17 protein-coding genes are annotated in these 14,496 nt (G+C 68.9%); 9 read left to right on the plus strand and 8 right to left on the minus strand.

Translation table 11 applies throughout. The annotated features are described in order from the left end of the window. Window positions 1–256 precede the first annotated feature (256 nt). The 3 genes from coaBC (at window position 257) to H0U68_RS17825 (ending at window position 2,614) form a co-directional block, all read left to right on the plus strand. The gene (coaBC, locus tag H0U68_RS17815; protein WP_296358020.1) at window positions 257–1,495 is read left to right on the plus strand and encodes a bifunctional phosphopantothenoylcysteine decarboxylase/phosphopantothenate--cysteine ligase CoaBC; all 1,239 of its coding nucleotides are present in this window, start codon (window positions 257–259) and stop codon (window positions 1,493–1,495) included. After that, window positions 1,492–1,938, plus strand: coding sequence for a dUTP diphosphatase (gene dut, locus H0U68_RS17820; protein ID WP_296358022.1), 447 nt, complete (start codon window positions 1,492–1,494; stop codon window positions 1,936–1,938). Before coaBC ends, dut begins: the two co-directional genes overlap by 4 nt. Window positions 1,939–2,113: 175 nt before the next feature. Further along, window positions 2,114–2,614 (plus strand): glycine zipper 2TM domain-containing protein, encoded by a 501-nt coding sequence (locus H0U68_RS17825; RefSeq protein ID WP_296358024.1) that lies wholly within the window; start codon window positions 2,114–2,116, stop codon window positions 2,612–2,614. 121 nt (window positions 2,615–2,735) lie between these two features. Here H0U68_RS17825 and H0U68_RS17830 read toward each other — a convergent pair whose 3' ends face one another. Next, window positions 2,736–3,227 carry a peptidylprolyl isomerase gene (locus tag H0U68_RS17830; RefSeq protein ID WP_296358026.1) on the minus strand — a complete coding sequence of 164 codons (492 nt, stop codon included), beginning with the start codon at window positions 3,225–3,227 and terminating at the stop codon, window positions 2,736–2,738. A 29-nt stretch (window positions 3,228–3,256) separates the two neighbouring features. Between H0U68_RS17830 and H0U68_RS17835 the strand changes: the two genes are divergently transcribed. The 3 genes from H0U68_RS17835 to H0U68_RS17845 all read left to right on the plus strand — a co-directional run bounded on the left by H0U68_RS17835 (window position 3,257) and on the right by H0U68_RS17845 (window position 5,311). Next, window positions 3,257–4,393, plus strand: coding sequence for a cupin domain-containing protein (locus tag H0U68_RS17835; protein WP_296358027.1), 1,137 nt, complete (start codon window positions 3,257–3,259; stop codon window positions 4,391–4,393). Then, window positions 4,390–4,896, plus strand: a complete 507-nt coding sequence (locus H0U68_RS17840; protein WP_296358029.1) for a hypothetical protein — start codon at window positions 4,390–4,392, stop codon at window positions 4,894–4,896. Before H0U68_RS17835 ends, H0U68_RS17840 begins: the two co-directional genes overlap by 4 nt. A gap of 160 nt (window positions 4,897–5,056) precedes the next feature. Then, window positions 5,057–5,311 (plus strand): hypothetical protein, encoded by a 255-nt coding sequence (locus tag H0U68_RS17845; RefSeq protein WP_296358031.1) that lies wholly within the window; start codon window positions 5,057–5,059, stop codon window positions 5,309–5,311. 101 nt (window positions 5,312–5,412) lie between these two features. On the opposite strand, the gene H0U68_RS17850 is transcribed toward H0U68_RS17845, so the two are convergent. The 7 genes from H0U68_RS17850 to H0U68_RS17880 all read right to left on the minus strand — a co-directional run bounded on the left by H0U68_RS17850 (window position 5,413) and on the right by H0U68_RS17880 (window position 11,008). Next, window positions 5,413–6,189, minus strand: coding sequence for an MBL fold metallo-hydrolase (locus H0U68_RS17850; RefSeq protein ID WP_296358033.1), 777 nt, complete (start codon window positions 6,187–6,189; stop codon window positions 5,413–5,415). Window position 6,190: 1 nt separating this feature from the next. Next, window positions 6,191–7,276 (minus strand): outer membrane protein assembly factor BamC, encoded by a 1,086-nt coding sequence (gene bamC, locus H0U68_RS17855; RefSeq protein ID WP_296358034.1) that lies wholly within the window; start codon window positions 7,274–7,276, stop codon window positions 6,191–6,193. A 41-nt stretch (window positions 7,277–7,317) separates the two neighbouring features. Next, window positions 7,318–8,205: a 4-hydroxy-tetrahydrodipicolinate synthase gene (gene dapA, locus H0U68_RS17860; RefSeq protein WP_296358036.1), complete on the minus strand. Its 888-nt coding sequence runs from the start codon at window positions 8,203–8,205 to the stop codon at window positions 7,318–7,320. Window positions 8,206–8,235: 30 nt separating this feature from the next. Next, complete coding sequence (locus tag H0U68_RS17865) at window positions 8,236–8,772, minus strand: class I SAM-dependent methyltransferase (RefSeq protein ID WP_296358038.1); 537 nt, start codon at window positions 8,770–8,772, stop codon at window positions 8,236–8,238. Window positions 8,773–8,834: 62 nt separating this feature from the next. Then, on the minus strand, window positions 8,835–9,647 hold the full coding sequence (locus H0U68_RS17870; RefSeq protein ID WP_296358040.1) for an SDR family oxidoreductase: 813 nt from the start codon (window positions 9,645–9,647) through the stop codon (window positions 8,835–8,837). A gap of 22 nt (window positions 9,648–9,669) precedes the next feature. Beyond that, window positions 9,670–9,807 (minus strand): hypothetical protein, encoded by a 138-nt coding sequence (locus H0U68_RS17875; RefSeq protein WP_296358042.1) that lies wholly within the window; start codon window positions 9,805–9,807, stop codon window positions 9,670–9,672. 7 nt (window positions 9,808–9,814) lie between these two features. Beyond that, the gene (locus H0U68_RS17880) at window positions 9,815–11,008 is read right to left on the minus strand and encodes an MFS transporter (RefSeq protein ID WP_296358044.1); all 1,194 of its coding nucleotides are present in this window, start codon (window positions 11,006–11,008) and stop codon (window positions 9,815–9,817) included. A gap of 138 nt (window positions 11,009–11,146) precedes the next feature. Between H0U68_RS17880 and H0U68_RS17885 the strand changes: the two genes are divergently transcribed. From H0U68_RS17885 to H0U68_RS17895, 3 genes are all read left to right on the plus strand, one after another. After that, window positions 11,147–13,114 carry a DNA topoisomerase IV subunit B gene (locus tag H0U68_RS17885; protein ID WP_296358046.1) on the plus strand — a complete coding sequence of 656 codons (1,968 nt, stop codon included), beginning with the start codon at window positions 11,147–11,149 and terminating at the stop codon, window positions 13,112–13,114. A gap of 19 nt (window positions 13,115–13,133) precedes the next feature. Beyond that, window positions 13,134–13,694: a GNAT family protein gene (locus tag H0U68_RS17890; protein WP_296358050.1), complete on the plus strand. Its 561-nt coding sequence runs from the start codon at window positions 13,134–13,136 to the stop codon at window positions 13,692–13,694. Beyond that, the coding region (locus H0U68_RS17895; protein WP_296358051.1) for a lytic transglycosylase domain-containing protein at window positions 13,691–14,496 on the plus strand (806 nt) is incomplete at its 3' end. The genes H0U68_RS17890 and H0U68_RS17895, both read left to right, overlap by 4 nt.

The raw sequence follows: 14,496 nt of genomic DNA on the forward strand, positions 1-14,496 counted from the left end.
CGCCTGAGGTGATTGGTCGGGTGGCAGGCGCGCAAAGCGCGCTTCGTTGACTGACTCACGGCGGCTGTTTGAACGCAGCGTTTGCTTCGCAAACGCGAAGTGAGTTCCGCCGTGCTGCCACCCGGCCAATCACCTCAGGTCTGCCGGCGGCAAAGCCGCCGGTCGCCCTGTCCGCGCGACACGGCCCGCCCGCGTGCGGCTTTGCAGCGTGGTGCAGGCATGACGACGCCCAGAGCCCCATGGCACACTCCCGCCCATGAACGACCTGGCCGGCAAGCACATCGTCCTGGGCCTCACTGGAGGCATCGCCTGCTACAAGGCCGCGCAGCTGTGCCGCGGACTGGTGAAGGAGGGCGCCACCGTGCAGGTGGTGATGACCGAAGGGGCGGAGCAGTTCATCACCGCCGTCACCATGCAGGCGCTGTCGAACCGGCCGGTCTACACCTCGCAGTGGGACGCGCGCGAGCCCAATGGCATGCCGCACATCAACCTGTCGCGCGAAGCCGATGCGATTCTCATCGCCCCTTGCAGCGCCGACTTCATGGCGCGGCTGGTGCAGGGCCGCTCCGATGAATTGTTGAGCCTGCTGTGCCTGGCGCGCCCGCGCGACACCGTGCCGCTGTTGATCGCGCCGGCCATGAACCGCGAAATGTGGGCGCACCCGGCCACGCAGCGCAACATGGCGCAGCTGGCCGCCGACGGCGCCACGCTGCTGGGCGTGGGCAGCGGCTGGCAGGCGTGCGGCGAAACCGGCGACGGACGCATGCTGGAGCCCGACCAATTGCTGCACGACACCATCGCCTTCTTCCAGCCCAAGCTGCTGGCGGGCAAGCGGGTGCTGATCACCGCCGGCCCCACTTTCGAGGCCTTGGACCCGATCCGCGGCATCACCAACCACTCGTCGGGCAAGATGGGATTCGCCATCGCGCGCGCCGCGCAGGAAGCCGGCGCCGAGGTGGCGCTGGTGGCCGGTCCGGTGGCGCTGGCCACGCCGCGCGGCGTGCGGCGCATCGACGTGCAGTCGGCGCGCCAGATGCTGCAGGCCACGGAGGCGCAAGCGCAGTCCGCCCACGTGTTCATCGCCACCGCCGCCGTGGCCGACTGGCGCCCCGCGGAGCAGGCCGGGCAGAAGATCAAGAAGGACGGCAGCGGCGACGCGCCGACCATCCGCTTCGTCGAGAACCCGGACATCCTTGCCACCATCGCGCGGGGCGCGCGCGCGACAAGCGGCGCCTTGTTCTGCGTGGGCTTTGCCGCCGAAAGCCACGACCTGCTGGCGCATGCCAAGGCCAAGCTCGCGCGCAAGGGCATTCCGCTGCTGGTGGGCAACATCGGCCCCGCCGCCTTCGGGCAGGACGACAACCAGCTGCTGCTGCTGGACGCGCACGGTGCCAGGGAATTGCCGCGCGCCTCCAAGCTGGAACTGGCGCGCCAGCTGGTGGCAGACATCGCGCGCCGCATCGGCGCGCAGCGACAGCAACACGCAAGCGCATGAACGTCGACGTCAAGATCATCGATCCGCGCATGGCGGACCAGCTGCCCGCCTATGCCACGCCCGGCAGCGCCGGGCTCGACCTGCGCGCCTGCCTGGATGCGCCGCTCACGCTGCAGCCCAATGCCTGGCAGCTGGTGCCCACCGGCATCGCCATCTGGCTGAAGGACCCGGGCTACGCCGCCCTGATCCTTCCACGCTCGGGCCTTGGCCACAAGCACGGCATCGTGCTGGGCAACCTGGTGGGCCTGATCGACAGCGACTACCAGGGCCAGTTGATGGTGAGCGCCTGGAACCGCAGCGACACGGCCTTCGTGCTGCAGCCGATGGAACGCCTCGCGCAGTTGGTGATCGTGCCGGTGGTGCAGGCCACGTTCAACCTTGTTGACGACTTCCCGCCTACTGCGCGCGGTGCGGGCGGCTACGGTTCCACCGGCCGCGGCTGAGACTGTCCATCGTTCCCAGCTGAGCCGAATCCTCCTACAGGCTGAGCCTCCGGTTCCTACACGCGCTCGCGGCATCGCCTGCGCCCAAGCGCGGCTGCTGGGCGGTTCAATGGATTTTCACAAGGCGAACCCGGCGTGGGTCCCGCCATGTTTCTGCCCAACAAAGGAGATTTCCATGCGCAATACCTCTCGTCTCGCCGCAATCGTGTCCGGTGGCATCGTCGCCGCGACGCTGGCCGCCTGCAGCACCACCACCACCTATCCCGTGTCGACCGTGCCGGTGACGACCTATCCGACGGCGCCGATGAACACCCCGGTGGCCGGCCTCGAATACGGCCGCGTGACCAACATCGAATACATGCCGGTCGGCACCACGGCCAACAACAACAGGGGCGTGCTGGGCGCGATCGTCGGCGGCGTCGCCGGCGCGGTCCTGGGCAGCACCATCGGCGGCGGTTCGGGCCGCACGGCGGCGACCGTGGTAGGCGGCGTGGCGGGTGCCGCCATCGGCAACAGCATCGCGCGCAACCAGGCCGGTGCCACCACCATGCCCGGCTACCGTATCACCGTGCAGACGGACCAGGGCTACATGCGCGACTACGAAGTCAGCGCCACCGGCGACCTGCATGTGGGCGACCGCGTGCGCGTGGACAACGGTGTGATCTACCGGGGGTGATTCACTTCAAAAACACCGCGTGTTTTTGAAGTGCTCTGATCGGTGAAAGAACGCCGGGGACCCGGCGTTCTTTCAGGGCGAGGCCGCTGCATGTTATTGCGCGGCCTCGTTGTCGTTTGGGCTATCCGATACGAAAGAACGACGCGCCCATGCTGCCGCTGCCGATTTCTTCTTCGGTTGCTTCGCGCACCGCTTCCACTCGCAGATGCAGGCGCAGCGCGATGCCCGCGAGGGGGTGGTTGCCGTCCAGCACCACGTGGTCGGGATAGATGTCGGTGGCGGTGTAGAGCACGCCGGTAGGCGCGTCCTTGCTGTTGGCGCCGGGCGGCAGGCCTTCGAAGGTCATGCCTTCTTCCAACTGCGCGGGGAACACCGTGCGCGGCTCCAGGAACACCAGCTGTTCGTTGTAGTCGCCGAATGCGTCTTCGGGTTCCAGGTGCAGGTCGAGCCGGTCGCCCGGCGCGTGGCCCTGCAGCGCTTCCTCGATCTTGCCCAGCAGGTCCTTGCCGCCCACCAGGAAGTCGACGGGTTCGTCCAATTCGTCGAGCATCTCGCCCAGGGTGTCCTTCAGGGTCCAGGTCAGTGCGACCACGCAGTGCGATGTGATTTCCATACGACAATTCTCTCAGCTCACCGCCTCCCATGGACATCACCCACCCCCTGCCCCTGCTGGGCGGCATCTCGCCGGCCCGTTTCATGAAGCGCCATTGGCAAAAGGAACCGCTGCTGGTGCGCGGCGCCGTGCCGGGGTTGAAGCCTCTGCTTAGCCGCGCCGAGCTGTTCGCGCTGGCCGCCAGGGACGGCGTCGAATCGCGCATGGTCGTGCGCCAGGGAAAGAAGTGGGAGCTCAGGCAGGGGCCGTTCGCGCGGCGCGCATTGCCGCCGCTCGCGCAGCCCGGCTGGACCCTGCTGGTGCAGGGCGTGGACCAGCACCACGCGGGCCTGCATGCGCTGCAGCAGCAGTTCCGCTTCGTGCCCGACGCCCGGCTCGACGACCTGATGGTCAGCTATGCCAGCGACGGCGGCGGGGTCGGTCCGCACTTCGACAGCTACGACGTGTTCCTGCTGCAGGCCCAGGGCCAGCGGCGCTGGCGCATCGGGCGGCAGGACGATCTCGGCCTGCGTCCCGGCATGCCGCTGAAGATCCTGGCGCGCTTCCAGCCGCAGCAGGAGTTCGTGCTGGAGCCGGGCGACATGCTGTACCTGCCGCCGCAGTACGCGCACGACGGCATTGCCGAAGGCGAGTGCCAGACCTATTCCATCGGCTTTCGCGCCCCGCGCCGCGGCGAGCTCGCGCGGGAACTGCTGCAGCGGCTGGCCGACGATGCGGCCGACATTGCCGGCGAGCGCCTGTATGCCGACGGCAACCAGGCCGCAACCGATGCGCCGGCGGCCGTGCCCGCGAGCCTGCAGCGCTTCGCGCGCGACGCGGTGGCCGCGGCGCTCAAGGACGCCGATGCGCTGGACCGCGCGCTGGGCGAATACCTCACCGAGCCCAAGGCCGACGTGTGGTTCCAGGGCGCCGACGCGCCCGTGCGCCTGCGCGGCGTGGCGCTGGACGCGCGCACGCGCATGCTGCACGACGGCCGCCACATCTTCGTCAACGGCGAGAGCTGGCGCGCAGGAGGGCGCGACGCCGCGTTGATGCGCAAGCTGGCCGAGCAGCGCACGCTCCATGCGCGCGACCTTGCCGGCGCCAGCGCGGACGCCAAGGAGCTGCTGCTGTCCTGGTGCGAAGCCGGGTGGGCGCATGCGCTGGAGATGGAGGACACGAAATGACCGATCAGGACCAGGCTGCCGGCGCTCTGCCGTCGGGCCGTTTCGAGGGGCGCGATGCGTTCCAGCAGCTGGTGCGCGATGCGCTGGCCGCTGCCGCGCGCGAGGGCTGGCGCGAGCTGGTCCTGTGCGACGCCGACTTCGCCGATTGGCCGCTGGGCGAGCGCGCCGTCGTCGAATCGCTGAACGCGTGGTCCACGGCCGGGCGCCGCATGGTGCTGCTGGCGCGCCGCTGGGACGAGGTGCCGCGCACGCATCCGCGCTTCGTCGCGTGGCGCAGGACCTGGGCGCACGTCATCGAAGCGCATGGCTGCGCATCAGCTGATCCGCTGGAATTGCCGAGCGCGCTGTGGAGCCCGGCCTGGGTGATGGAGCGGCGCGACCCGCTGCGCTGCAACGGCTTTTGCGGCGCCGAGCCGGAGCGCCGCGTGCAGGTACGCGAAACGCTGCAGGAGTGGCTGCGCAAGAGCAGCGTCGCGTTTCCCGCAACAACACTCGGCCTTTGACACTGTCGAGCTGGAAGACGGTATTTGTTTCACGCCTATAATGCCGGGCTGAGCAGTAAGAGCTCGAGTCCTTTCTGCTCGGTCATGTCAGCCATCTGGCTGCGGTGACAATTTCCGGAAATTGTTCTCCCTATATTTCTCCAAACAAAGGAAACCTGAAATGAAGAAATCGCTCGTTCTGGCGACGTTGATTGCTGCCGCTGCCCTGTCCGCTTGCGGCAAGAAGGAAGAGCCGGCTCCCGCTCCGGCGCCGTCTGCCGCGGCTGTTGTCGTGACTCCCGCTCCGGCTCCCGCCGCTGCCCCTACCGACTCTGCCAACGCCAACGCTGCCGCTACCGCTGCTGCCGCTGCCGCTTCGGGCCCGTCGGCTGCCCCCGCGATGCCTGCTGCCTCCGGCGCCAGCGCTTCCAAGTAATCGGTTCGCCGGTCACGCAAAAAGCCGCCCTCGGGCGGCTTTTTTGTTGGTATTTGAAAGGCCGTTCAAGCGCGATTCAAGCCCGGTTCACGCCCTCAGGTTCACGCCGTGAGCCAGCCGCTGCCCTTGGCGCCGTCGGCCACATGGATGTCGTCGCCGCCGCACGACAGCGCAACGGCCAGCGCTTCGCGCGCCAGTTCCGGCCGGTTGTTCTGTTCGCTCAGGTGCGCCGCCACCACCTGCTTGAGCCCGCACGGCTGCAGCGCCCGCGCGAGCAGGGCGGCGGCGCTGTTGGCCAGGTGCCCGTAGGCGCCGCCAACGCGGCGCTTGAGGAACGGCGGATAGGCCGACGCCATCAGCATGGCTTCGTCGTGGTTGCACTCCAGCAGGATGGATGCGCAGCCGGCCAGCCGCTCCTGCACGTAGGGCGTGGTGTGGCCCAGGTCGGTCAGCACGCCCAGGCGCGTGGCGCCGTCGGAGCAGGTCAGTTGCAGCGGCTCGCGCGCGTCGTGCGGCACGGTGAAAGGCAGCACCTGCAGCGGCCCGATCTCGATCGGCTCGCCGTCGCCCGCGATGCGCAGCAGCCCGTGGAAGTCCGGCCGGTCGATCGCCGCGTAGGTGCCCGCGCTCATCCACACCGGGATGCGCTCGCGCAGCGCGAGCTGGCGCGCGCTGCCGATGTGGTCGCCGTGCTCGTGCGTGATGAAAATGGCGTCGATCTGCTCGGCCAGCATGCCGGCCGCCGCAAGCCGCTTGTCCAGCTCGCGTAGCCCCAAGCCGCAGTCGACCAGCAGGTGAACCATCTGCGCGCCGCAGCGCGCCTGCACCACCGTGGCGTTGCCGGAACTGCCGCTGCCCAGGCTCTTGAAACGAAGCAAGTTATTTCAGGTCGTCGGCGATGACCTGCACGATGCGCTGCGCGTTGGCCGAGGTCTCCGGCGCGCCGGCGGCGTTGAGCACCGACACGGTGGTGCTCTCGCCCTGGCTCTTGAGCGCGATGCGGTACTTCAGCGGCGCCTCGGCCTTCTCGGTGCGGGCGAAATTCAGCAGCTTGCCGAAGAAGCCGGGGTCCTTCTTGTCGGCGTTGGGCGCCACGTAGCGCACGAAGTAGGTTCCCTGGGTGCGGTCGCGGTCCTCCACCGTGAAGCCGGTGCGGTCCAGCGCCAGGCCGACGCGGCGCCAGGCGCGGTCGAAGCCTTCGTCCACCACCACCACCGGCGTGCCGCCGGCCGTGGCCACGCGCGACGTGGTCTTGGCCGCGCCGGACGCGACCAGCGCCTTCGACTGTTCCTGCGGCACGCCCAGCTTGACCATCAGGCGGCGCAGGAATTCGGCTTCCAGCTCCGGGTCGGTCGGGCGCGGCTGCCAGATCGTCTGGTCCTTCTGGGTGCTGGCGTACACCTCGATCATGCCGCGGTGGCTGACGTAGACTTCGGTGCCGCCGTTGGCGCTGCGCTCCAGGCGGGTGCGGAAGCGGTCGCGCTCGGAGGTGGAGTACACCGAGTCGATCAGCTTGCCCAGCGTGTTGCGGATCAGGTCCTGCGGGATCTTGGCGCGGTTCTCGGCCCAGTCGGTTTCCATGATGCCCAGGGTCTGCTGGTCCAGCGCCAGCAGGAAGCCGTTTTCCTGCCAGAAGTCGCGCACCGGGCCCCACAGCTGGTCGGCCGAACGGTTGATCACCAGCCAGCGCTGGTTGCCCGAACGCTCGATGCGCACGTCGCCCACGGCGGTGGCCGCGGTCGGCAGGCCCGACACCGACTGGCCGACCTGGTAGCTGCTCGCCGTCACCGCCCCGCCGGGCACGACGTAGCGCGAGTCGCGCGACAGCTGCGTCAGGTCGGGCGGAACTTCCAGCGACACGCCCTTGCCGGCGCTCTTGTAGTCGATCTTGTCGCCCTCCAGCACGGAGCAGGCGGACAGCGCCACGGTCAAGGCCAGCAGGCCGAACTTCAAAGATTGCTTCACTTGGGAACCCCTCGTTTTTTGAATTGCTTGCGCCGTCTTCATCAAGCCAGCATGCCGCAGGCACGCAGCGCCGCTTCGACCGGCGCCTGCGCCGCTTCGGACAACGGCGTCATCGGCAGGCGCATGGCCGGGCCGCACAGGCCCATGCGGGCCATGGCCCACTTCAGCGGAATCGGATTGGCCTCGACGAACAGCGCCTTGTGCAGCGGCAGCAGCTTGCGCTGGATCTCCATCGCGCCGCGCGCGTCGCCCGCCATCGCCGCCACGCACAGCTCGTGCATCAGGCGCGGCGCCACGTTGGCCGTGACGCTCACGTTGCCCTGGCCGCCGCACAGCATCAAAGCCACCGCGGTGGGATCGTCGCCGGAGAACACCGAAAAGCCCTTGGGCAGGTCGCGGATCAGCCACTGCGCGCGCTCGATGTTGCCGGTGGCTTCCTTGATGCCTGCGATGCCGGGCACCTGGGCCAGCCGCAGCACGGTTTCGTGCTGCAGATCGGCGACGCTGCGCCCGGGCACGTTGTACAGGTACATGGGCAGGTCGCCCACCGCCTCGGCGATGGCCTGGAAGTGCCGGTACATGCCTTCCTGCGTCGGCTTGTTGTAGTAGGGCACCACCTGCAGCTGCGAGTCGGCGCCCACCTGCTTGGCGAAGCGCGCGAGCTCGATCGCCTCCTTGGTGGAATTGGCGCCGCAGCCGGCCATGATGGGCACGCGGCCCTTGGCCTGCTGCGCGGCCACGCGGATGATCTCGTGGTGCTCTTCGACGTCGACGGTGGGCGACTCGCCCGTGGTGCCGACCACGCCGATGCAGTCCGTGCCTTGCGCGATATGCCAGTCGATCAGTTTGCGCAGCGTGGGGTAGTCCACGCTGCCGTCCTCGTGCATCGGGGTCACCAGGGCCACGATGCTTCCGGTCAGCTGTGCCATAGGAAATTGGTTTCCGGGGAAAAAGGGATTCTAGAGCCTGCGGCGCACCGGGCCTTCGCCGGGCTCCGGACGAACGGCGGCGAGGCGCTGCACGAAGCGCGGCGGCTCCTCCAGGAAGCCGTCCTCGTAGGCGACCACGCGCAGGCCGCCGCAGGCCTGCAGCAGCTCGCCGGGTTGCAGCAGGAAATCGGGCCTCGAGGGCTTGCCCACGCTCTCGTTGCCCGAGGCAAAAGTTTCGTAAAGCAGCACGCCGCCCGGTGCCACGCTGTCCACGATGGCCGGCAGCAGGGCGCGCCACAGGTAGTTGGTGACCACCACCACGGCGAAGCGGCGGCCATCGAACGGCCAGGGACCGCTCTCGATGTCGGCGCGGACGGCCTCGCCCAGCCCGGCCACCGCCTCGATGGCGTGCGGGTCGCGGTCCACGCCCGTCACCGGGTGGCCGCGTTCGTGGAACCAGCGCATGTGCCGGCCGCGCCCGCAGGCCACGTCGAGCACGGCGCCGCCGGGCGGCGCCAGGTGGCTCCAGCGTTGCACCCACTCGGAGGGAAGTTCGCATCCATGCATTGCAGGATTGTCCCGCAGGCGCGGGCCTGGGCCTGTCAGGGCGTGCGCGAAGCCCCGCCGCCTCAGTGCGGCCGCACTTCCTGCTTCAGCGCGGCCAGCGCCATGCTCTCCACCAGGCTTGGCGCCAGCAGCTTCATCCAGCGGCCGAGCTTGCCCTTGGCGGTCATCACCACGCGGCGCTCGCGCCGCTCCATGCCGGAGAGGATCAGCCGGGCGCATTCCTCCACGGACATCGCCCCTTCTTCCTTCAGGCCGCTCTTGCCGGCCGCCTCGCCGCGCGCGTTGTAGCCGCGCAAGCGGATGCCGGTGGCCACCACGCCGGGGTAGGCGGAGGTGACGCTCACGCCCGACCCCTTGAGCTCGGCGCCCAGGGTCTCGAAGAAGCCATCCATGGCGAACTTGCTGGCGCTGTAGGCGGTACGGCCCGGCACGCCGACCAGCCCGGCCAGCGAGTTCACCGCCACGATGCGCCCGCCGCTGGCCTTCAGGTGCGGTAGCGCCGCGTGGGTGCACCACAGCGCGCCCCAGAAATTGGTGCGCATCAGCGATTCGTACCAGCCCAGATCCTCGGCCCGCACTTCTTCGAACAGCGCCTGCGCCGACACGCCGGCGTTGTTGACCAGCGCGTCGATGCGCCCGAAGCGTTCCATGGCGCGGGCGACCAGGTCGCGGCATTGCGCCTCCACGCCGACGTCCATGGCGATGGCGAGCACCTGGGCCTGGTGCTGCGTGCACTGGGCGGCCACGGCGTCGAGCTTGTCCTGGCTGCGGCCCGACAGGACCAGGCCGGCCTGCGCTCCGTGCTTCGCCGCGAGCTGCCGCGCGACCTCGGCGCCGATGCCGTCCGACGCGCCGGTGATGACGAACACGTTCATGTGTCTGCTCCTGTCGTGTGCCTCAATTGAAGCACGCCCACATGAGCTCGCTGAGCGCCACCATCACCTGCGGACGGGTGTAGAGCGCGAACACGCCCAGCAGCACCAGCACGGCAGCGCCCCAGGCCAGCAGCTGCCTGGTGCGCGGACGCATGTGCATCCCCACCTCAGGCCACCTGCGGCCGCGGCGTGCGGGCGATGGGCTCCTCGCGCACCGGCAGGTTGACCAGCGCGGCGAACACGCCCAGCGCGATGGCCAGGTACCACACCACGTCGTAGCTGCCGGTGCGGTCGTACAGCAGGCCGCCCAGCCATACGCCCATGAACGAGCCGATCTGGTGGCTGAAGAACACGAAGCCGCCCAGCATCGACAGGTGCGCCACGCCGAAGATCTGCGCGATGGTGGCGTTGGTCGGCGGAACCGTGGACAGCCACAGCAGGCCCATCACCGCGGAGAAGATGTAGACCGACGTGGGCGACAGCGGCGCCCACAGGAAGATGGAAATCACCACCACCCGGGCCAGGTAGATGAAGACCAGGATCTTGCGCTTGGCCATCCGCTGGCCGAGCGAGCCGGCGATGTAGGTGCCGAACACGTTGAACAGGCCGATCAGCGCCAGCGCGTAGCTGGCCACCTGCGGCGACAGGCCCTTGTCCTTCAGGTAGCTGGGCATGTGCACGCCGATGAACACCACCTGGAAGCCGCAGACGAAGTAGCCGGCCATCAGCAGCTGGAAGCTGGGGTACTTGAAGGCCTCGCGCAGCGCCTGCAGGATGGTCTGCTCGCGCTGGGGCGCGGCGCCGCCGGCGAAGCCCGGCTCGCGCAGCCCGAAGGCCAGCGGCATGATCAGCAGCACGGCGGCCGACAGCACCAGCAGCGCCTGCTGCCAGCCCACGCCGCCGATGAGGAAGCCTTCCACCGGCACCATCAGGAACTGGCCGAAGGAGCCGGCCGCCGCCGCCACGCCCATGGCCCAGGAGCGGCGCTCCGGCGCGATCTGCCGGCCGATGACGCCGTACACCACGGCATAGGTGGTGCCGGCCTGCGCCGCGCCGATCAGGATGCCGGCCGTCAAGGTGAACAGCAGCGCGTTGGGCGACAGCGCCATGCCGACCAGGCCCAGCGCGTAGAGCACGGCTCCGGCGATCAGCACGCGGAAGGCGCCGAAGCGGTCGGCCATCATGCCGGCGAAGATGCCGAAGAAGCCCCAGGCCAGGTTCTGGATGGCGATGGCGAAGGCGAAGGTCTGGCGCGTCCAGCCCTGTTCCTGGGTGATCGGCTGCAGCCATAGGCCGAAGCCGTGGCGCACCCCCATGGACAGGGTGACGATCATGGCGCCGCACAGAAGCACTTGCACCATGGACAGGGAACGGCCGGTTGTTTGCTGCATGGGGCAGGACTGTAACGACTCGCAGACAACCCTTTTCCGCGGGGAGAATTGCCCATCTCTGTACGTTCATCCAGTGGGGCGGATCGCCCGGACTACAATCGCCCTCCCATGGCGAGCAAACCTCCGAGCGACTATTCCGAAGGTTCGATCCGGGTGCTGAAAGGGCTGGAGCCCGTCAAGCAGCGCCCGGGCATGTACACGCGCACCGACAACCCGCTGCACTGCATCCAGGAAGTGCTGGACAACGCGGCCGACGAGGCGCTGGCCGGTTTCGGCAAGCGCATCAAGGTCTTCCTGCACGCCGACGGCTCGGTGAGCGTGGACGACGACGGCCGCGGCATTCCGTTCGGCCTGCACCCGGAGGAAAAGGCGCCGGTGATCGAGCTGGTCTACACCCGGCTGCACACCGGCGGCAAGTTCGACAAGGGCAAGGGCGGGGCCTACAGCTTCTCCGGCGGCCTGCACGGCGTCGGCGTGTCGGTCACCAACGCGCTGGCAAAGCGGCTGGAGGTCGGCACCTACCGCGAGGGCCAGGTCGCCAGCATCGCCTTTTCGGGCGGCGACGTGGTGGACAAGCTCAGCGTGCGCAAGCAGGGGTCGGACGACCGCAAGCAGGGCACCAGCGTGCGCGTCTGGCCGGACGCCAAATACTTCGAGACCACCGCGCTGCCGATGGCCGAGCTGGCGCACCTGCTGCGCAGCAAGGCGGTGCTGATGCCCGGCGTGACGGTGCAGCTGCACGACGAGAAGAAGAAGGAAACCCAGACCTGGCAGTACAAGGGTGGCCTGCGCGACTACCTGATGCAGACGCTCAACGGTGACCCGGTCATTCCGCTGTTCGAGGGCGAGGGCTTCGCCGACTCCAACGAGAACTTCGCCGAAGGCGAGGGCGCCTCCTGGTGCGTGGCCTTCACCGAAGACGGCCAGCCGGTGCGCGAGAGCTACGTCAACCTGATTCCCACCACGGCAGGCGGCACGCACGAGAGCGGCCTGCGCGACGGCTTGTTCAACGCCGTGAAGAGCTTCATCGAGCTGCACAACCTGCAGCCCAAGGGCGTGAAGCTGCTGCCCGAAGACGTGTTCGCCCGCGCCTCCTACGTGCTCTCGGCCAAGGTGCTGGACCCGCAGTTCCAGGGCCAGATCAAGGAGCGGCTGAATTCGCGCGACGCGGTGCGCCTGGTGTCCAGCTTCGTGCGCCCGGCGCTGGAGCTGTGGCTCAACCAGCATGTGGACTACGGCAAGAAGCTGGCCGAACTCGCCATCCGCGCCGCGCAGACGCGCCAGAAGGCCGGCCAGAAGGTCGAGAAGCGCAAGGGTTCCGGCGTGGCCGTGCTGCCCGGCAAGCTGACCGACTGCGAGAGCCGCGACCTGGGCCACAACGAGATATTCCTGGTGGAAGGCGACTCGGCCGGCGGCAGCGCCAAGATGGGCCGCGACAAGGAATGCCAGGCCATCCTGCCGCTGCGCGGCAAGGTACTCAACACCTGGGAAGTCGAGCGCGACCGCCTGTTCGCCAACAACGAGATCCACGACATCGCGGTGGCGATCGGCGTCGATCCGCACGGACCTGACGACACGCCGGACCTCACCGGCCTGCGCTACGGCAAGGTCTGCATCCTGTCGGACGCCGACGTGGACGGCTCGCACATCCAGGTGCTGCTGCTCACGCTGTTCTTCCGCCATTTCCCGAAACTGATCGACGCGGGCAACGTCTACGTGGCGCGCCCGCCGCTGTACCGGGTGGATGCGCCGGCGCGCGGCAAGAAGCCGGCCGCCAAGCTGTATGCGCTGGACGAGGGCGAGCTCACGGCCATCCTGGACAAGCTGCGCAAGGAAGGCGTGGGCGAAGGCAAGTGGACCATCAGCCGCTTCAAGGGCCTGGGCGAGATGAGCGCGGAACAATTGTGGGAAACCACGCTCAATCCGGACACCCGCCGCCTGCTGCCGGTGCAGCTGCGCCAGCTCGACTTCCTGCAGACGCAAAACCTCATCACCAAGCTGATGGGCAAGGGCGAGGCCGCCGCCCGCCGCGAGCTGATGGAACTGCACGGCGACGCGGTCGACATCGACATCTGACCCGAGGCCCCAGACCCGCATGACCGCCGCCAACGCCGCCGCCAGTTCCGCTGAACGCGCCGCCACGCGGGTGCGGCTGCGCCCCACCATGCAAAGCGACCTGGAGTTCGTGCTCTCGCTGGAGAACGACCCGGAGAACCTGCCCTACATCACGCCCTGGGAGCGCACCCAGCACGAGGCGGCGATCCGCTTTCCCGATTTCCGCCACTTCATCCTGGAAGGCGGGCCCGGCCTCGATGCCGAGGGCTTCCTCATCCTGATCGGCTGCAAGAGCCGCCACCAGTCGCTGGAACTCAAGCGCATGGTGGTGCGAAGCAAGGGCCAGGGCTTCGGCCGCGCCGCGCTGCGGGTGGCCAAGAAGGTGGCGTTCGACGACCTGGGCGCGCACCGCCTGTGGCTGGACGTGAAGACGCACAACGTGCGCGCCCGCGCGCTGTACGACAGCGAAGGCTTCGTGGTCGAGGGCGTGCTGCGCGAAAGCGTGCGCACCGACAACGGCTTCGAATCGCTCACCGTCATGTCGATGCTGCTGCCGGAATTCGCCGCGCGGCGCGAACGGGCGCTGGAGGTGCGCACATGAAGCGCTCGCGCATCGCCCGCGTGCTGGCCGCCGCGCTGCTGGCGCTGGGCGCCTCCACCGCGGCGCATGCCGAGGTCTGGGGCTACGTGGACGCCAGGGGCGTGGCGCATTTCGCCACCGAGAAGGTGGACGAACGCTACGAGCTGTTCTTCCGCGGCGGCGAAAGCTTCGACACGTCGCGCGGGATTGCCACGCCGCGGGCCGTGGCGGTGCCCACCGCGCAGCCCAAGCTGATCGCCTTCTTCCAGGTCTCGCCCAGCTTCAAGCAGGTCAAGCACCACCTGCGCGAGGCGTCCCAGCAGAACGGCGTGGACTACGAGCTGCTGCAGGCGCTGATCGCCACCGAATCGGGCTTCGACGCGCAGGCCGTGTCGCCCAAGGGCGCGATCGGCCTGATGCAGGTGCTGCCGGCCACGGCGGAACGCTACGGCGTCGTCGGCGACAAGACCACGCCGGCGGTGAAGAAGCTGGCCGACCCGCGCACCAACATCCGCACCGGCACGCGCCACCTGCGCGACCTGATCACCCTGTTCTCCGGCCGGCTGGAGCTGGCGCTGGCCGCGTACAACGCCGGCGAGGGCGCGGTGCAGCGCGCGGGCAACCGGATTCCGAACTACCCGGAAACCCAGAAGTACGTGAAGACGGTCATGCAGATCTACAACATGCTGAAGCCGCCTTCCGCGCTCACCGGCGTTCCGCTCGGCAGGCTGGGTGGCGGGCTCGGTGGTGGCACCGCCGTCATGGGCGCGGGCCGCGCGCCCCAGCGCATCCGCATGGAGCTGCCGGCGCCCAAGGGCGGCGC

This window comes from Ramlibacter sp. (assembly GCF_013697775.1).
In the GTDB taxonomy this organism is placed as follows: Bacteria; Pseudomonadota; Gammaproteobacteria; order Burkholderiales; family Burkholderiaceae_C; genus Ramlibacter.

What these genes read in the sequence shown, in the direction of transcription:
- H0U68_RS17825 (WP_296358024.1), top strand. Translation starts at nt 2,114, where the DNA reads ATGCGCAATACCTCTCGTCTCGCCGCAATCGTGTCCGGTGGCATCGTC.
- H0U68_RS17880 (WP_296358044.1), bottom strand. Translation starts at nt 11,008, where the DNA reads ATGGTGCAAGTGCTTCTGTGCGGCGCCATGATCGTCACCCTGTCCATG.
- dut (WP_296358022.1), top strand. Translation starts at nt 1,492, where the DNA reads ATGAACGTCGACGTCAAGATCATCGATCCGCGCATGGCGGACCAGCTG.
- H0U68_RS17875 (WP_296358042.1), bottom strand. Translation starts at nt 9,807, where the DNA reads ATGCACATGCGTCCGCGCACCAGGCAGCTGCTGGCCTGGGGCGCTGCC.
- H0U68_RS17890 (WP_296358050.1), top strand. Translation starts at nt 13,134, where the DNA reads ATGACCGCCGCCAACGCCGCCGCCAGTTCCGCTGAACGCGCCGCCACG.
- dapA (WP_296358036.1), bottom strand. Translation starts at nt 8,205, where the DNA reads ATGGCACAGCTGACCGGAAGCATCGTGGCCCTGGTGACCCCGATGCAC.
- H0U68_RS17845 (WP_296358031.1), top strand. Translation starts at nt 5,057, where the DNA reads ATGAAGAAATCGCTCGTTCTGGCGACGTTGATTGCTGCCGCTGCCCTG.
- H0U68_RS17870 (WP_296358040.1), bottom strand. Translation starts at nt 9,647, where the DNA reads ATGAACGTGTTCGTCATCACCGGCGCGTCGGACGGCATCGGCGCCGAG.
- H0U68_RS17865 (WP_296358038.1), bottom strand. Translation starts at nt 8,772, where the DNA reads ATGCATGGATGCGAACTTCCCTCCGAGTGGGTGCAACGCTGGAGCCAC.
- coaBC (WP_296358020.1), top strand. Translation starts at nt 257, where the DNA reads ATGAACGACCTGGCCGGCAAGCACATCGTCCTGGGCCTCACTGGAGGC.
- H0U68_RS17835 (WP_296358027.1), top strand. Translation starts at nt 3,257, where the DNA reads ATGGACATCACCCACCCCCTGCCCCTGCTGGGCGGCATCTCGCCGGCC.
- H0U68_RS17885 (WP_296358046.1), top strand. Translation starts at nt 11,147, where the DNA reads ATGGCGAGCAAACCTCCGAGCGACTATTCCGAAGGTTCGATCCGGGTG.
- H0U68_RS17830 (WP_296358026.1), bottom strand. Translation starts at nt 3,227, where the DNA reads ATGGAAATCACATCGCACTGCGTGGTCGCACTGACCTGGACCCTGAAG.
- H0U68_RS17840 (WP_296358029.1), top strand. Translation starts at nt 4,390, where the DNA reads ATGACCGATCAGGACCAGGCTGCCGGCGCTCTGCCGTCGGGCCGTTTC.